Annotated in this window: 14 protein-coding genes; 5 read left to right on the forward strand and 9 right to left on the reverse strand. The window is 75.5% G+C overall.

All coding sequences use genetic code 11. The features are described from left to right. Positions 1 to 14: 14 nt before the first annotated feature. The 7 genes from ACYQBY_RS15730 to ACYQBY_RS15760 form a co-directional block, all read right to left on the reverse strand. Positions 15 to 968 (reverse strand): oxidoreductase, encoded by a 954-nt coding sequence (locus ACYQBY_RS15730; RefSeq protein WP_459644821.1) that lies wholly within the window; start codon positions 966 to 968, stop codon positions 15 to 17. A 10-nt stretch (positions 969 to 978) separates the two neighbouring features. Continuing rightward, entirely contained in the window at positions 979 to 2,103 is a 1,125-nt protein-coding gene (locus ACYQBY_RS15735) for a GuaB3 family IMP dehydrogenase-related protein (protein ID WP_459644822.1), read from the reverse strand. Positions 2,104 to 2,169: 66 nt separating this feature from the next. Beyond that, positions 2,170 to 3,711, reverse strand: a complete 1,542-nt coding sequence (gene guaB, locus ACYQBY_RS15740; protein ID WP_459644823.1) for an IMP dehydrogenase — start codon at positions 3,709 to 3,711, stop codon at positions 2,170 to 2,172. A 9-nt stretch (positions 3,712 to 3,720) separates the two neighbouring features. Beyond that, positions 3,721 to 5,118 (reverse strand): hypothetical protein, encoded by a 1,398-nt coding sequence (locus ACYQBY_RS15745; protein ID WP_459644824.1) that lies wholly within the window; start codon positions 5,116 to 5,118, stop codon positions 3,721 to 3,723. Continuing rightward, positions 5,115 to 5,699: an RNA polymerase sigma factor ShbA gene (shbA, locus tag ACYQBY_RS15750; RefSeq protein ID WP_459645104.1), complete on the reverse strand. Its 585-nt coding sequence runs from the start codon at positions 5,697 to 5,699 to the stop codon at positions 5,115 to 5,117. Before shbA ends, ACYQBY_RS15745 begins: the two co-directional genes overlap by 4 nt. Positions 5,700 to 5,805: 106 nt before the next feature. Beyond that, positions 5,806 to 6,417, reverse strand: coding sequence for a response regulator transcription factor (locus ACYQBY_RS15755; RefSeq protein ID WP_459644825.1), 612 nt, complete (start codon positions 6,415 to 6,417; stop codon positions 5,806 to 5,808). Between the two features lie 173 nt (positions 6,418 to 6,590). Continuing rightward, the gene (locus ACYQBY_RS15760; RefSeq protein WP_459644826.1) at positions 6,591 to 7,628 is read right to left on the reverse strand and encodes a MerR family transcriptional regulator; all 1,038 of its coding nucleotides are present in this window, start codon (positions 7,626 to 7,628) and stop codon (positions 6,591 to 6,593) included. A gap of 380 nt (positions 7,629 to 8,008) precedes the next feature. On the opposite strand from ACYQBY_RS15760, the gene ACYQBY_RS15765 reads away from it, so the two are divergent. Further along, the gene (locus ACYQBY_RS15765; RefSeq protein WP_459644827.1) at positions 8,009 to 8,317 is read left to right on the forward strand and encodes a WhiB family transcriptional regulator; all 309 of its coding nucleotides are present in this window, start codon (positions 8,009 to 8,011) and stop codon (positions 8,315 to 8,317) included. 147 nt (positions 8,318 to 8,464) lie between these two features. On the opposite strand, the gene groL is transcribed toward ACYQBY_RS15765, so the two are convergent. Both groL and groES read right to left on the reverse strand, forming a co-directional pair. Beyond that, on the reverse strand, positions 8,465 to 10,081 hold the full coding sequence (groL, locus tag ACYQBY_RS15770) for a chaperonin GroEL (protein ID WP_459644828.1): 1,617 nt from the start codon (positions 10,079 to 10,081) through the stop codon (positions 8,465 to 8,467). A 123-nt stretch (positions 10,082 to 10,204) separates the two neighbouring features. Beyond that, positions 10,205 to 10,501, reverse strand: coding sequence for a co-chaperone GroES (groES, locus tag ACYQBY_RS15775; protein WP_459644829.1), 297 nt, complete (start codon positions 10,499 to 10,501; stop codon positions 10,205 to 10,207). A gap of 187 nt (positions 10,502 to 10,688) precedes the next feature. Here groES and ACYQBY_RS15780 point away from each other — a divergent pair, with 187 nt between their 5' ends. The 4 genes from ACYQBY_RS15780 to ACYQBY_RS15795 all read left to right on the forward strand — a co-directional run bounded on the left by ACYQBY_RS15780 (position 10,689) and on the right by ACYQBY_RS15795 (position 14,888). Next, positions 10,689 to 11,996, forward strand: coding sequence for a class I SAM-dependent methyltransferase (locus tag ACYQBY_RS15780; protein ID WP_459644830.1), 1,308 nt, complete (start codon positions 10,689 to 10,691; stop codon positions 11,994 to 11,996). A gap of 293 nt (positions 11,997 to 12,289) precedes the next feature. After that, on the forward strand, positions 12,290 to 14,005 hold the full coding sequence (locus tag ACYQBY_RS15785; protein WP_459644831.1) for a nitrite/sulfite reductase: 1,716 nt from the start codon (positions 12,290 to 12,292) through the stop codon (positions 14,003 to 14,005). Beyond that, a complete protein-coding gene (locus ACYQBY_RS15790) occupies positions 14,002 to 14,172 on the forward strand; it encodes a hypothetical protein (RefSeq protein ID WP_459644832.1) in 171 nt (56 codons plus the stop codon). Before ACYQBY_RS15785 ends, ACYQBY_RS15790 begins: the two co-directional genes overlap by 4 nt. Further along, positions 14,169 to 14,888 carry a phosphoadenylyl-sulfate reductase gene (locus tag ACYQBY_RS15795; RefSeq protein WP_459644833.1) on the forward strand — a complete coding sequence of 240 codons (720 nt, stop codon included), beginning with the start codon at positions 14,169 to 14,171 and terminating at the stop codon, positions 14,886 to 14,888. The genes ACYQBY_RS15790 and ACYQBY_RS15795 overlap by 4 nt, the downstream gene beginning before the upstream one ends. The last annotated feature ends 5 nt before the right edge of the window (positions 14,889 to 14,893 follow it).

Genomic DNA, 14,893 nt, shown 5'->3' on the forward strand with positions numbered 1-14,893 from the left:
GGGCGGCGGGGCGCTCAGGCGCCGGCGCGCTCCAGGGCCGCGTGGTCGACACCGGTCAGCTCCACCGAGCGCTCCCACAGCCACCGCGCGGCGCGGGCGTCGCGCGCCCACGGCATGGCGGAGGCGCGGCGCGGGTCCCCGCGGAAGCCGAGGGGGCCGTCGGGGCCGAAGTACTCCCCGCCCGCCACGTGCGGGTCGCTCGCGGCGCGCAGCAGCGGAAGCGCACCGCGCTCGGGGGCCTGCCCGACGAGCGCGACCCCGCCCTCCTGCACGAGCTTCCAGACACGGCTGCCCGACATGCGCGGCCCCACGGAGAACAGCTCCGTGGAGGAGATCCCCGGGTGGGCGGCGAGGCTGAGCAGGGACGTGCGCCCGGCCCGCGCCCGGCGCTGCAGCTCCGCGGCGAACAGCAGGTTCGCGAGCTTCGACTGCCCGTACGCCAGCCACGGGGAGTACCGCTTCTCCCACATCAGGTCGCGGCGGTTCAGCCGCCCGAACCAGTGCGCCACGCTGGCCACGCTCACCACGCGCGGCTGCGGCGAGGCCAGCAGCACGGGCAGCAGCAGCCCCGTGAGCGCGAAGTGCCCGAGGTGGTTGGTGGCCAGCTGCCCCTCGAAGCCGTCCGGGCTCACCCAGCGGGGCGTCGCCATGATGCCCGCGTTGTTGACGAGGACGTCGAGGGCCGGGATCCGGTCGGCCACCTCCGCGGCGGCGCTGCGCACGCTCGCCAGGTCCGAGACGTCGACCTGCACGAGCTCCGCGGTGGCGGGGGTGCCGGTGGCGTCCAGCTCCGCCCGCAGCCGCCGCAGGGCCTCCTCGCCCCTGCCGGCGTCGCGCACGGCGAGGAGCACCCTGGCCCCCGCGCGCGCCAGCTCCAGCGCGACGGGGAACCCCAGCCCGCCGTTGGCGCCGGTGACCAGGGCGGTGCGCCCGCTGAGGTCCGGCACGGTCCAGCGCCGCTCCGCCACGTCCGCGGCCTCAGGCGGTGGGCTGGTAGGGCGAGACGACGACCTCGACGCGCTGGAACTCCTTGAGGTCGGAGTACCCGGTGGTGGCCATCGAGCGGCGCAGCGCACCGATGAGGTTCGTCGTGCCGTCCGCCGCCCGGCCGGGGCCGTTGAGGATCTCCGCGAGGGAGGCGACGGTGCCCACCCGCACGCGCTCCCCGCGCGGCAGGACGGCGTGGTGCGCCTCCGGGCCCCAGTGCCACCCGTCACCGGGGGCCTCCGTGGCGCGGGCCAGGGCCGCACCGAGCATCACGGCGTCCGCGCCGCACGCCACGGCCTTGACGATGTCCCCGGAGGTGCCCATGCCGCCGTCGGCGATGACGTGCACGTAGCGGCCACCGGACTCGTCCATGTAGTCGCGGCGGGCGGCGGCGACGTCCGCGACGGCGCTGGCCATCGGGGCGTGGATGCCCAGGGTCTTGCGGGTGGTGTGCGCCGCGCCCCCGCCGAAGCCGACGAGGACACCCGCGGCGCCCGTGCGCATCAGGTGCAGGGCCGCGGTGTAGGTCGCCGCCCCGCCGACGACGACGGGCACGTCGAGCTCGTAGATGAAGCGCTTGAGGTTCAGCGGCTCGGCGCTGCCGGAGACGTGCTCGGCGGAGACGGTGGTGCCGCGGATGACGAACAGGTCGACCCCGGCGTCGACGACGACCTTCCACAGCTCCTGGGTGCGCTGCGGCGAGAGGGCACCGGCCACGGTGACACCGCCCGCGCGGATCTCGGCGAGCCGCGCGACGATCAGCTCCGGCTTGATGGGCTCGGCGTAGATCTGCTGCATGCGCGCCGTGGCGCCCTCGGCGGGCAGGGCCGCGATCTCCGCCAGCAGCGGCTCGGGGTCCTCGTAGCGCGTCCAGACGCCCTCGAGGTCGAGGACGCCCAGGCCGCCGAGCCGGCCCAGCTCCACCGCGGTCGCGGGCGAGACCACCGAGTCCATCGGCGCCGAGAGCACCGGCAGCTCGAAGTGGTAGGCGTCGATCTGCCAGCCCGTCGACACGTCCTCCGGGTCGCGGGTGCGGCGGCTCGGGACGATGGCGATGTCGTCGAAGCTGTAGGCCCGGCGTCCGCGCTTGCCGCGGCCGATCTCGATCTCGTGCACCCCAGCAGGCTACCCGCGCGGCGGGGGCGGGGTGGACGCGTCCGCCCCGCCCCCGCCGCGCCGCCCTCAGCGACGGCTGTAGTTGGGGGCCTCGACGGTCATCTGGATGTCGTGGGGGTGGCTCTCCTTCAGCCCCGCTGCGGTGATCTGCACGAAGCGGCCCCTGGCCTGCAGCTCCGGGACCGTGCGGGCGCCCGCGTAGAACATCGACTGCCGCAGCCCGCCGACGAGCTGGTGCGCCACCGCGGCGAGCGGGCCGCGGTAGGGCACCTGGCCCTCCACGCCCTCGGGGATGAAGCGCTCGTCGGTGGACACGTCGTTCTGGAAGTAGCGGTCCTTGGAGAAGGAGCGGCTGCCGGTGCGGGTCTGCTGCGCCCCGAGGGAGCCCATCCCGCGGTAGGACTTGAACTGCTTGCCGTTGATGAACACCAGCTCGCCGGGGCTCTCCTCGCACCCGGCGAGCAGCGAGCCGAGCATCACCGTGTCGGCCCCGGCCACGAGGGCCTTGGCGATGTCCCCGGAGTACTGCAGCCCGCCGTCGCCGATGACGGGCACGCCCGCGGGCCGCGCCGCCTTGGAGGCCTCGTGGATGGCGGTGACCTGCGGCACGCCGACACCGGCGACGACCCGGGTGGTGCAGATGGAGCCGGGCCCCACCCCGACCTTGATGCCGTCCGCGCCGGCGTCCACGAGGGCCTGCGCGGCCTCGCGGGTGGCGACGTTGCCGCCGACGACGTCGACGTGGGCCGCGGCGCCGTCGGACTTCAGCCGGCCGATCATCTCCAGGACCGCGCGGGAGTGCCCGTGGGCCATGTCCACCACCAGCAGGTCCACCCCGGCGTCCACGAGGGTCATCGCGCGCTTCCACGCGTCCTCGAAGATGCCGATGGCGGCACCGACCCGCAGGCGCCCGCCGTCGTCCTTGGTGGCGAAGGGGTACTGCTCGCGCTTGGTGAAGTCCTTCACCGTGATGAGCCCCGTCAGCCGGCCCTCGCCGTCCACGATGGGCAGCTTCTCGACCTTGTGCCTGCGCAGCAGGGCCATCGCCTCGTCGCTGGAGACGCCCTGCGGGGCGGTGACCAGCGGCATGGGCGTCATGACGTCGCGGACCGGCCGGGTGAAGTCGCTCTCGAAGCGCAGGTCGCGGTTCGTGACGATGCCGAGCAGGTGACCCTCGGTGTCGGTGACGGGGACGCCGCTGATGCGGTAGCGGCCGCAGAGGGCGTCGACGTCGGCCAGGGTGGCGTCCGCGCCGATGGTCACCGGCTGGGTGACCATCCCGGACTCCGAGCGCTTGACGAGGTCCACCTGCGCGGCCTGCTCGTCGGCGGAGAGGTTGCGGTGCAGCACCCCCAGGCCGCCCTGGCGGGCGATGGCGATGGCCATCCGGGCCTCGGTCACCGTGTCCATCGCGGAGGACAGCAGCGGCATCCGCAGGGTGATCCGCCTGGACACGCGGCTGGAGGTGTCCACCTCGCTGGGGATGACGTCGGACTCGCCCGGCAGCAGCAGGACGTCGTCGTACGTGAGGCCGAGGAGCCCGAACGGCGAGCCTGCCTGGGCAGGGGGGGATCCGGCCGGGACGTCTGCGGGGGTGCTCGAGGTCACCCCCCGATGCTACGGCGTGGTGGCGCTCCCCCCGGCGGCCGCGGCCCCGCCCGGCCCGTCCTGCGGGGCGCGGTGGGGGGTGGGCTCGGGGGTGGGCTCGGGCGCGGGCGGTGCGACCGGGGGCGTCGGCCCGTCCCCGGGCGCCGGCGTGACGAAGGCCTCGGAGGGCGGCGGCCCGGAGGGCTCGACGGGCGCCGTGGGCTCGACCGGCTGGGACGTGCTCGCGCCGCCCTCGCCCGGGACGGGCGGCCCGGAGGTCCCGGGCGACGTCGGCGCAGGGCCCGGGTCGGTCGGCCCCGGGGTCGCCGGCGGCTCCGTCGGCGCCGTGGACGGCGGCGTGGACGGAGACGTGGAGGGCGGCGTGGACGGGCTCGCCGGGGGGTCCGAGGGACCCGTGGTCGGCGGGGTGGGCGAGCCCGGGGTCGGCTCGGGCGACGCCGAGGGCGGCACGGGCCTGCCGGTGCCGGGCCTCGGCGGGGTGGTCGGCGGCGTCGTGGACGGCGTCGTGGACGGCGTCGTGGACGGCTCCGCGGGCGGCGTCGTGCCGGGCCGGGGCGGGACCGGCGCCGTGGTGGGGGATCCCGCGGTCGGAGCGGACGGCGACGGGGTCACCGGGCCGGGCGGGACCGGCGCCCCGGGTGCGCGCGGGGAGTCGATGATGAGCGGGGTGTCCGCCCCGGGCTTCTCCGGGCCCGCGGGCGGCGTCACGCCGGGGGCGTAGGGCACGGGCGGGGCGGCCGGCACGGCGGGCGCGGGAGGCGGCTCCGCGGCGCGCACCTGTGCCGCGAGGTCCTCGGCCTTCTGCAGCACCCCCGGGTCGGCCCCGGTGGCGAGGAGGCGCCGGCGGACGCCCGCGAGCGCCACGCCGGCGCCCTCGGTGCGGCCCTCCACGACGGCCGCCTCCAGCCGCTCGAGCATGCGCACGGCGGCCTGCCGCTCGGTGACGGCACCGGGGTCGCCGAAGGCGTCGAGGCGGTCCCCGACCCCGACGAGGACCAGGGCGGCCGCGCCCATCGGCATCGCGGAGGCCGGGCGGGAGGTGGCCGGGACGGCGGGCGGGGTGGCGGCGACGGCGGCGCTGCCACCGGCGATGGCCAGCGCGGCGCAGGCGGCGGCGGCCCCGCGGCCCAGGCCGGCGAGCACCCGCCGCCGGGCGAGCAGGACCCGCGGGCGGCGGGCGGCGGCGACGGCGCCGAGGACCTCCTCGGGAACGCGCAGCGGGGGCACGGGCACCCCGGCGGTCCGCGGGTCCGCGTGCCGGGCGTAGGCGTCGAGCATCCGCGCGACGGCCTCGTCGAGGTCGCCGGAGGTGGCGCCGTGGTCCGCCAGACGCGTCAGGAGGGCGTCGGTGGCGAGCAGCTCGGGGACGGAGGGGGCCATCAGGTCGTCCCCGGGGCGGGCGTTCACGACGTCACCCGCAGGCGCTCGTCGTCCGCGGCCAGCTTCTTCAGGCGCTGCATGGCGCGGTGCTGGGCGACGCGGACGGCACCGGCGGTCATGTCCAGGGCGCGGCCGGTCTCCTCGGCCGACATGCCGGCACCGACGCGCAGCGTGATGATCTCGCGCAGCTTGGGCGGCAGCTGCTCCAGCAGGGCCGTGACGGCGCGCGCGTCGGCGGCGTCGAGGGCGGACTGCTCGGGGCCGGGCGCCGTGGTCGGCTCGTCCGGCACCTCCTCCGTCGGCACGGGGGCGCGGTACGCCTGCCGCTGCACGTCGGCCACCTTGTTGGCCGCGATGCGGTACACGAACGCCTCGAACGGGCGACCGGTGTCCCGGTAGCGGGGCAGAGCCGTCAGCACGGCGATGCAGACCTCCTGTGCCGCGTCCTCCGCGGCGTGATCGGCACCGGGCATGCGCCCGAGCCGAGCCCGGCAGTACCTGTGGACGAGGCGGCGCACCGCTGCCAGGAGGTCTGCGACAGCGCCCTGGTCACCTGTCAGGGCACGCGCCGCGAGTGTCTGGAGCCCCCCGGCATCCACCCCCGACATCGCCGCAGGGCGGGGCGGCGTTACACCGTCCCCGCCCTGCGGAGAACTGCTGTCGGCGAGGTCCGCGGCGGTGCCGCGGGCCGGATCGCCCCTGAGGCTCACGGACCTACCGTACGAGACCCCAGCGGAATCCCACAGCGACCGCCTGCGCGCGGTCGGCGGCCTCGAGCTTGCGGAAGAGACGGCGGGCGTGCGTCTTGACGGTGTCCTCGGACAGGAACAGCTCGCGGCCGATCTCGGCGTTGCTGCGCCCGCGGCTCATGCCGACGAGGACCTGCGACTCGCGCTCGGTGAGGCTGGGGGCGCGGCCCGTCATGACGGTGCGGGCGCGGGGGGTGCCGCGGCGGCGGGAGACGTCCTGCAGGGACTGCAGCACGGCGGTGGCCAGCTCCTCGCGGGAGACGTCCTTGACGAGGTAGCCGCGCACGCCGGCGGCGACCGCGCGGGCCACACCGTCGCCGTCCTCGGCCATGGTGGCCATGAGGATGTTCGCCTCGGGGTGCCGCGCGAGCAGCCGGCGGGCGGCCTCGACGCCACCGATGCCCGGCATGCGCACGTCCATGATGACCAGGGACGGGCGCTCGACGGGCCAGCGGGCGAGGGCCTCCTCACCGGAGGACGCGCCGACGACGCGGGTCACGCCCGGAACAGCAGCGACCATGCGGCGCATGGCCTCACGGGCCATGGGCAGATCGTCGACCACGAGAACGGTTGCCACCGTGAACCTCTTCCTTGCATGGTGGAGCCGGACCTTCCGTGGTCCAGCCGGTGCGCGGGCGGCACCAATGAATACTTCGGCAGGCGGGTACCACCACCTGAGCACCTTGTGGTATGCGTTCCCCGGACGCGCCGGGGGTCCACCCGGGTGCCCCCCGCACAGCCCCAGCCGGGTCAGCGCCGCACGGCGTCCACGGCGGCCCGCACGACGTCCGCCACCGTGCCCGCCTGCTGACCCCCGCGCGGCACCCCCGTCCACCCGGGTCCGCTGAGCAGCACCAGGGGCGCGGGGCGCACGAGCAGCAGCTCCTCCAGCTGGGCGGGCGCCGCCTCGGCGTCCTGGGCGTGGAGGACGAGCACGGGCGGGGCGGTGCGGCGCACGGCGGCGGCCACGGCCCGGCGGGGCACGCGGGCACCGAGGGAGCGCGAGCCCACCCCCGCCTCGGCGAGAGCGGCCGCCACGGCCAGGACGGGCAGCCCCTGCGTCTCCTCCTCGCAGGTGGCCACGAGGGCGCAGCGGTGCCCGCTCGCCGCGGCCGCGGCCGCCACGACGGGTGCGGCCTGGCGCAGGACGGCGGTGGCGCAGGTCAGGACGAGCTCCCGGCCGGGGCCGACGGCCGCGAGGACGGGGGCGAGCACCTCGTCCCAGGCGCGGGCGGTGCCGAACTCGTGGACCGCCGCCGTGACCCGCTCGGCGGTCTCGTGCTCCTCCAGCGCGTCGGCGCTGCGCAGGAGCTCGCGCACGGCGCTGGGCGCGTCGAGCGGCAGGACGAACTGGCGGCCCTCGCGCCGCGCCTCGCGCGCCTCCCCCGGCGGGTCGTCGGCGGCGTCCTCGCCCTCGAGCTCCACGGTGCGGCTGACCGCCGCGGCGTCGCTGACGGCGGCCTCGAGGAGCGAGCGGGGCACGCTGGAGGCGCCGGCCAGGGCGGCGCCGGGGCCTGCGCCGGCGTCGGTGGCGGCGGTGGCCAGGGCGGCGGCCTCGGCGGGGGCCACGCCCTCGAGGGTGAGGCGGCGCATGACGACCAGCCGGGCGAGGTCGCTGGCCGAGTAGCGGCGGTGGGCGCCCGCGGTGTGCTCGGAGGGACCCACGCCGTAGCGCCGGTCCCAGGTGCGCAGGGTGGCGGGGGCGACGCCGAGGCGCCGGGCGACGGCCGCGACGGTCAGCGTGACGCGCGGCTGCTCCGACGCATCCGCTCCCGATGGCGACGACACGGCTCGATTGTGCCGTGCGCCCGGAGCACCGCCACTCGCGCGTCCCACCACCGCCGGACGACGCGGGCAAACGCGCCAGCTGGGGCGAACCGCGCCAGATATCCGGTCAGGACCGCGCCACGCCGTGCCTGGGTGGCGCGAGCGGTCACCTTGTGCACCCGCACCGTGAACCGCCTGTGACCTGATTGTGGCCCGCAGCCTGACGCGGTTTCCCCGCTCGTCGGCCACCCGGACCGCTCCCGGGCCGTCCAGCGACATCTCCGAACAACTTTTGGCGCGAAGGGGCTTGAACAACTTCTGACGCGCTTGTACGGTTACGGACGTCGCCAACCGGTCGTCACCGTGTCGCACCGGACACCCAGCACAGCAGGGAGCCCACCATGGCTGAGATCTCGCGCCTCCCCGGACCCGTCGCCGACATCTGGGAGTGGCAGCTCGACGGCTCCTGCCGCGAGGCCGACCCGGACCTCTTCTTCCACCCGGAGGGCGAGCGCGGCCCCGCCCGCCGCAACCGCGACGCCGCCGCCAAGGCCGTCTGCGCCGCCTGCCCCGTCATCGAGCAGTGCCGCAAGCACGCCCTGAAGGTCCGCGAGCCCTACGGCGTCTGGGGCGGGCTCACCGAGGACGACCGCGAGGCCCTCTACGCCGCCCAGCGCGGACGCGCCCTGCCCCTGCGCGTGGCGGTCTGAGCCGGCGCACCACCACCCGGTACGGCACGACCAGCGGCCCCGGCCGCGGCGACACCTGGGACACGAGAGGCCCGGCACCCACCAGGGGTGCCGGGCCTCTCGGCGTCGGCGGGCGCGCGGCCCGGCCGCGTGGATCAGCGGGTCGGGTCAGTGACCGTGGCCGTGGCCGTGGCCGGCGGAGGAGGACTCCTCCTCCTTCTTCTCCACGACGAGCGTGTCGGTGGTCAGGACCATCGACGCGATCGAGGCGGCGTTGCGCAGGGCCGACCGGGTGACCTTGACCGGGTCGATGACGCCACCGGCGATGAGGTCGACGTACTCGCCGGTCGCAGCGTTCAGCCCCTTGCCCGGGCCGAGGTCGCGCACCTTCTCCACGACGACGTAGCCCTCGAGGCCGGCGTTCTCGGCGATCCAGCGCAGCGGCTCGGCCACGGCGCGGCGCACGATCGCCACACCCGTCGCCGCATCACCGGTGAGACCGAGGTCGCCGTCCAGGACGGCGGCGGCGTGCACCAGGGCGGAGCCGCCGCCGGCGACGATGCCCTCCTCGATCGCGGCGCGGGTCGCGGAGACCGCGTCCTCGATGCGGTGCTTCTTCTCCTTCAGCTCCACCTCGGTGTGCGCGCCGACCTTGATGACGCACACGCCGCCGGCGAGCTTGGCGAGGCGCTCCTGGAGCTTCTCGCGGTCCCAGTCCGAGTCGGTGCGCTCGATCTCGGCCTTGATCTGGCCGGCGCGGGCCTCCACCTCGGCGCGGTCGCCGGCGCCGTCGACGAGGGTGGTCTCGTCCTTGGTGACGACGATGCGGCGGGCCGAGCCCAGGACCTCCAGGCCGACCTGGTCGAGCTTGAGGCCGACCTCCTCGGAGACGACCTGCGCGCCGGTGAGGATCGCGATGTCGCCGAGGATGGCCTTGCGGCGGTCGCCGAAGCCGGGGGCCTTCACCGCGACGGCGTTGAAGGTGCCGCGGATCTTGTTGACCACCAGGGTGGAGAGGGCCTCGCCCTCGACGTCCTCGGCGATGATGAACAGCGGCTTGGAGGTCTGCAGGACCTTCTCCAGCAGCGGCAGGACCTCGGTGACGGCGGAGATCTTGCCCTGGTGGATGAGCACGTGGGCGTCCTCCAGGACGGCCTCCATGCGCTCGGGGTCGGTGACGAAGTAGGGCGAGATGTAGCCCTTGTCGAACTGCATGCCCTCGGTGAAGTCCAGCTCCAGCGACGTGGTGGAGGACTCCTCGACGGTGATGACGCCGTCCTTGCCGACCTTGTCGAAGGCCTCGGACAGCAGCTCGCCGACGGAGCGGTCCTGCGCGGAGATGGTGGCGACGTGGGCGATCTCGTCCTTGCCGTCGACCTCGCGGGCCAGCTCCAGCAGCCTGTCGTTCACGGCGCTGACGGCCGCGTCGATGCCGCGGTTGAGGCCGGAGGGGGCGGCGCCGGCCGCGACGTTGCGCAGGCCCTCGTGCACCAGCGCCTGCGCCAGGACGGTCGCGGTCGTGGTGCCGTCGCCGGCCACGTCGTTGGTCTTGGTGGCGACCTCCTTGGCGAGCTGGGCGCCGAGGTTCTCGTACGGGTCCTCCAGCTCGACCTCGCGGGCGATGGTGACACCGTCGTTCGTGATCGTCGGCGCGCCCCACTTCTTGTCGATGACGACGTTGCGGCCACGCGGGCCGAGGGTCACCTTGACGGCGTTGGCGAGGGCGTCCACGCCCCGCTCGAGCGCCCGGCGGGCGTCGTCGTTGAACTGCAGCGTCTTGGCCATGTGCGGTCGAAGTCCCTTCGAGGAGCGGTGGGGATGACGACGACGCCCCGGCAGCCCCGGGTGTGAGCCGGTGCGCCGGGGCGACGTCGTGCGGGGAGACCCCGGAGGGGCCTCAGCAGCTGTTTACCTGGCGACCTTGGCGAGGACGTCGCGCGCGGAGAGGATGAGGAACTCCTCGCCGGCGTACTTGACCTCGGTGCCGCCGTACTTGGAGTAGATGACCTTGTCGCCGACGGTCACGTCGACGGGCACGCGCTTGCCGTTGTCGTCCACGCGGCCGGGGCCCACGGCCAGGACCTCGCCCTCCTGGGGCTTCTCCTTGGCGGTGTCCGGGATGACCAGACCGGAAGCGGTCGTCTGCTCCGCGTCCAGCGGCTTGACGACGATGCGGTCCTCGAGCGGAGTGATGGAGACCGACACGTGCGGCCCTCCCCTTCTTCCAACGTCGGTACGGGTGGCAGTCGGTCACGAGGGGCGCACGACCGTCGTCGCGGGTGCCGGGCGGCGCCGCCTCGCGAGCTGGCAGACTCCGGTGGAGAGTGCCAGCCCGACGCGTTCCAGACGTTAGCACTCCGCTCTCCCGAGTGCTAGCACGACCGCCCTCCGCGTGCCCACCACCACCCGTGCGGGCGCCGCGGCGGTGCGGGCGCCCGCGACGTGGTGGGATCGGCGCGTGGACCTCGCCGACGTCGCGGCCCTGCTCTCCCCCGCGGGCAGGGCGCTGCTGGCGTCGCTGCCGCCCTACGACCCCGGCACCGCCCTGGCCCTCGGCGAGCGGCTGCGGGCGCAGGGCCACCCCGCCGCCCTGGTCGCGGCGGCCCTCACCCAGTCCCGGCTGCGCGCGCGGGCGGTGCCCCGGCTCGGCCCGCGCGCCGCGTCCCTGCTGCTGCTGCCCGACGGGGTGGAGCAGGCCACCCGCGCGGTCGTCGCCGCACGCCACGCCGGGCGCTTCGCCGCCGCGGGGGCCGGGCACGTCGCCGACCTCGGCTGCGGCATCGGCGCCGACGCCCTCGCCCTGCTCGACGCCGGCCTGGGCGTCACCGCCGTCGAGGCCGACCCCCTGACCGCCGCGGTGGCCGCGGCGAACCTGCCCGTGCCCGCCGCGCAGGTGCGCTGCGCCGACGTCACCGCCCCCGGCGTGGTGGAGGCGGCCGTGCGCCCCGGCGGCGGGGCGTGGTTCGACCCGGCACGGCGCAGCGGCGGGCGGCGCCTGTTCGACCCGGAGGCCACCTCCCCGCCCCTGTCGTTCGTGCTCGGCGTGGCCGCCCGGGTGCCGGCCACGGGCGCCAAGCTGGCCCCGGGCGTCCCGCACGCCGCCCTGCCCGCGCAGGTGGCCGGCCGGGCGGCGGAGGCGCAGTGGACGTCGGTGGACGGCGACGTCCTCGAGTGCGCGCTGTGGTGCGGGCCGCTGGCCCGGGCGGGTGTGCGGCGCAGCGCCGCCGTCGGGGTGGGCACGGGGGTGGGCGACGGCGCGGGGGTGGCGTGGCACGTGGTGGACGACCGCGACTGCCCGCAGGCGGTGGTGGGCGAGGTGGGCACCGTGCTCTACGAGCCGGACGGCGCCGTGATCCGCGCCGGGCTGGTCGGTGCCGTGGCCGCGGCGGTCGGCGGGCGCCTCCTCGACGCGACGATCGCCTACGTCACCGCCGACACCCACGTCCCCACCCCCCTGGCCCGCGCGTACGCCGTCGAGCACGTCATGCCGTTCGGCCTCAAGCCGCTGCGCGCCTGGCTGCGCGCGCGGGACGTCGGCCGCCTCGTGGTGAAGAAGCGCGGCACCGCCGTCGAGCCGGAGGTGCTGCGGCGGCAGCTGCGGCTGGAGGGCTCCGCGGAGGCGACGGTCGTGCTGACGCGTCTCGCCGGGCGCCAGGTGGTCCTCGTCGTGCACCCCCTGCCCGGCGCCGCCGTGCGGTGAGCCCCTGCGCCGCCGCGCGGTGCGGGTGCGGGTGCGCCCACATGGTGGGACGGCCGTCTCGCGCGTGCGGGGTGGCGCGGTGGGCGTGGCACCATGGGCGGGTGCGTGCGGTCTCCCTGCGACTCGTGGCGCGCCTGCACGTGGACCTCTGCCGCCTGCAGAGCGCGTCCCTGTGCCGCGCCCGGGACACCCGCGCGGCCTGACGCCGCCGAGCGCCCGACGCCACCTCCCGCCGTCCGCCCGCGGCCGGGGACGCCAGCCCGCCGCCCGCACCCACGACGAGGACCTCAGCCATGAACGCCGGACCCGCTGCCCCCGCCGACTCCTCGGCCACCACCCCGCCGCGCGCCCGCGGTCCCCGGGCGGGCGCCGCCAAGCGCTCCGAGGGGCAGTGGAAGGTCGACGGCCGCGACCCCCTCAACGGCAACGAGGAGTTCAAGCAGGAGGACGACGGCCTCAACGTCCGGCAGCGGATCGAGGACGTCTACTCCGAGCAGGGTTTCGGGAGCATCGACCCCAAGGACCTGCGCGGCCGGATGCGCTGGTGGGGGCTCTATACCCAGCGCAAGGAGGGCATCGACGGGGGCCGCACCGCGAGCATCCCGCCCGAGGAGCTGGACGCCGAGTACTTCATGATGCGCGTGCGCATCGACGGCGGGGCCCTGACCACCGAGCAGCTGCGCGTGATCGGGCAGATCTCCGTGGAGTTCGCCCGGGGCACCGCCGACGTCACCGACCGGCAGAACGTCCAGTACCACTGGATCCGCGTGGAGGACGTCCCCGAGATCTGGCGCCGCCTGGAGGCGGTGGGCCTGTCCACCACCGAGGCGTGCGGCGACTGCCCCCGCGTCGTGCTCGGCAGCCCCGTCGCCGGGATCGCCGCGGACGAGATCATCGACGGCACCTGGGCCGTGGACGAGATCACCCGCCGCTACGTCGGCGACCCGCAGTTCTCCAACCTGCCGCGCAAGTTCAAGAGCGCCGTCTCCGGCTCCCCCCGCCAGGACGTCGTCCACGAGATCAACGACGTGGCCTTCATCGGCTCCGTCCACCCCGAGCACGGCCCCGGTTTCGACGTCTGGGTCGGCGGTGGCCTCTCCACGAGCGCGCACCTCGCCCAGCGCCTGGGTGCCTGGGTGCCGCTGGACGAGGTGCCCGACGTGTGGGCCGGGGTGGTCGGCATCTTCCGCGACTACGGCTACCGGCGGCTGCGCAACCGCGCCCGCCTGAAGTACCTCGTGGCCGACTGGGGCGCGGAGAAGTTCCGCCAGATCCTCGAGGACGAGTACCTGCACCGCAAGCTCGTCGACGGGCCCGCGCCGCAGGCCGTGAACGCCCCCGACCACATCGGCGTCCACAAGCAGGTCGACGGCCGCAACTACGTCGGCATCGCCCCCGCGGTGGGCCGGGTGAACGGGGAGACGCTGCTGCGCCTGGCGGACGTCATGGAGGCCCACGGCTCGCAGCGCCTGCGCACCACCGCGCACCAGAAGCTCGTCGTGCTCGACGTCGCGGACGAGCAGGTGGAGTCCTTCACGGCCGCCGTCGCGGAGCTCGGCCTGCCCGCGAGCGCCAGCCAGTGGCGGCGCTCCACGATGGCGTGCACCGGTGTGGAGTTCTGCAAGCTCGCGATCGTGGAGACCAAGCACCGCGCGACGGAGCTCGTCGCCGAGATGGAGCGCCGCATCCCCGACCTCGCCGAGCCGGTGACGGTCAACATCAACGGCTGCCCGAACTCCTGCGCCCGCATCCAGACCGCCGACATCGGCCTCAAGGGGCAGATCGTCACCACGGACGAGGGCGAGCAGGTCGCCGGTTTCCAGGTGCACCTCGGCGGCGGGCTCGGCCTGGACGCCGGCTTCGGCCGCAAGCTGCGCGGCCACAAGGTCACCGCGACCGAGCTGCCGGACTACGTCGAGCGCCTCACCCGCCGCTGGCTGGAACAAAGGGCCGACGGGGAGCGCTTCGCCCAGTGGGCCACCCGCGCCGACGAGGAAGCCCTGCGGTGAGCGACGAGGGCGGGCGCAGCACCCCGCTGCACTGCCCGATGTGCGCCGGGGAACGGCTGTTCCCCGACGAGGCGTCGCCCACTGCGTGGCGGTGCGCGGAGTGCCTGCGCATCTTCACCGTCCGCATCCTGGGCGTCGCGCCCGTTCCCCGAGGAGGTACGTCGTGACCACCACCACCGCACCCGCGCTGGCGCTGGACGAGGCAGGGCGCAGGGAGCTGGCCGCCCGCGCCGGCACCGAGCTCGAGGGCGCCGACGCGATGGACGTCGTGCGCTGGTCGGTGGAGCAGTTCGGGAACTCCATCGCGGTCGCCGGCTCCATGCAGGACGCCGTCCTGCTGGACATGTACGCGCAGGTGCTGCCGGGCGTGGACGTGCTGTTCCTGGAGACGGGCTACCACTTCCCCGAGACGCTGCTCATGCGCGAGCAGGTGCAGCGCAGGATCCCGATCACCGTGAAGAACGTGATGCCCCGGCAGAGCGTGGCGGAGCAGGACGCGGAGTTCGGCCCGCGCCTGTACGAGCGCGACCCGGGGCTGTGCTGCTCGATGCGCAAGGTGTTCCCGCTGGCGGACTCCCTCGACGGCTACGCCGCCTGGGTGACGGGCGTGCGCCGCGACGAGGCCTCCACGCGGGCCGGCACCCCGGCCGTGATGTGGGACGAGAAGAACTTCCTCGTCAAGGTCAACCCGCTGGTGCGCTGGAGCCTGCAGGACGTCGAGGACTACATCACCGCGCGGGACCTGCCCCGGCACGAGCTCACCCTGAGGGGGTACCCGTCCATCGGGTGCGCCCCGTGCACGCGGGCCGTCAAGCCCGGTGAGGACCCCCGCGCCGGCCGCTGGTCGGGCACCGACAAGGTGGAGTGCGGCCTGCACGTCTGAGGCCG

This window comes from Kineococcus anabasis (genome assembly GCF_054590795.1).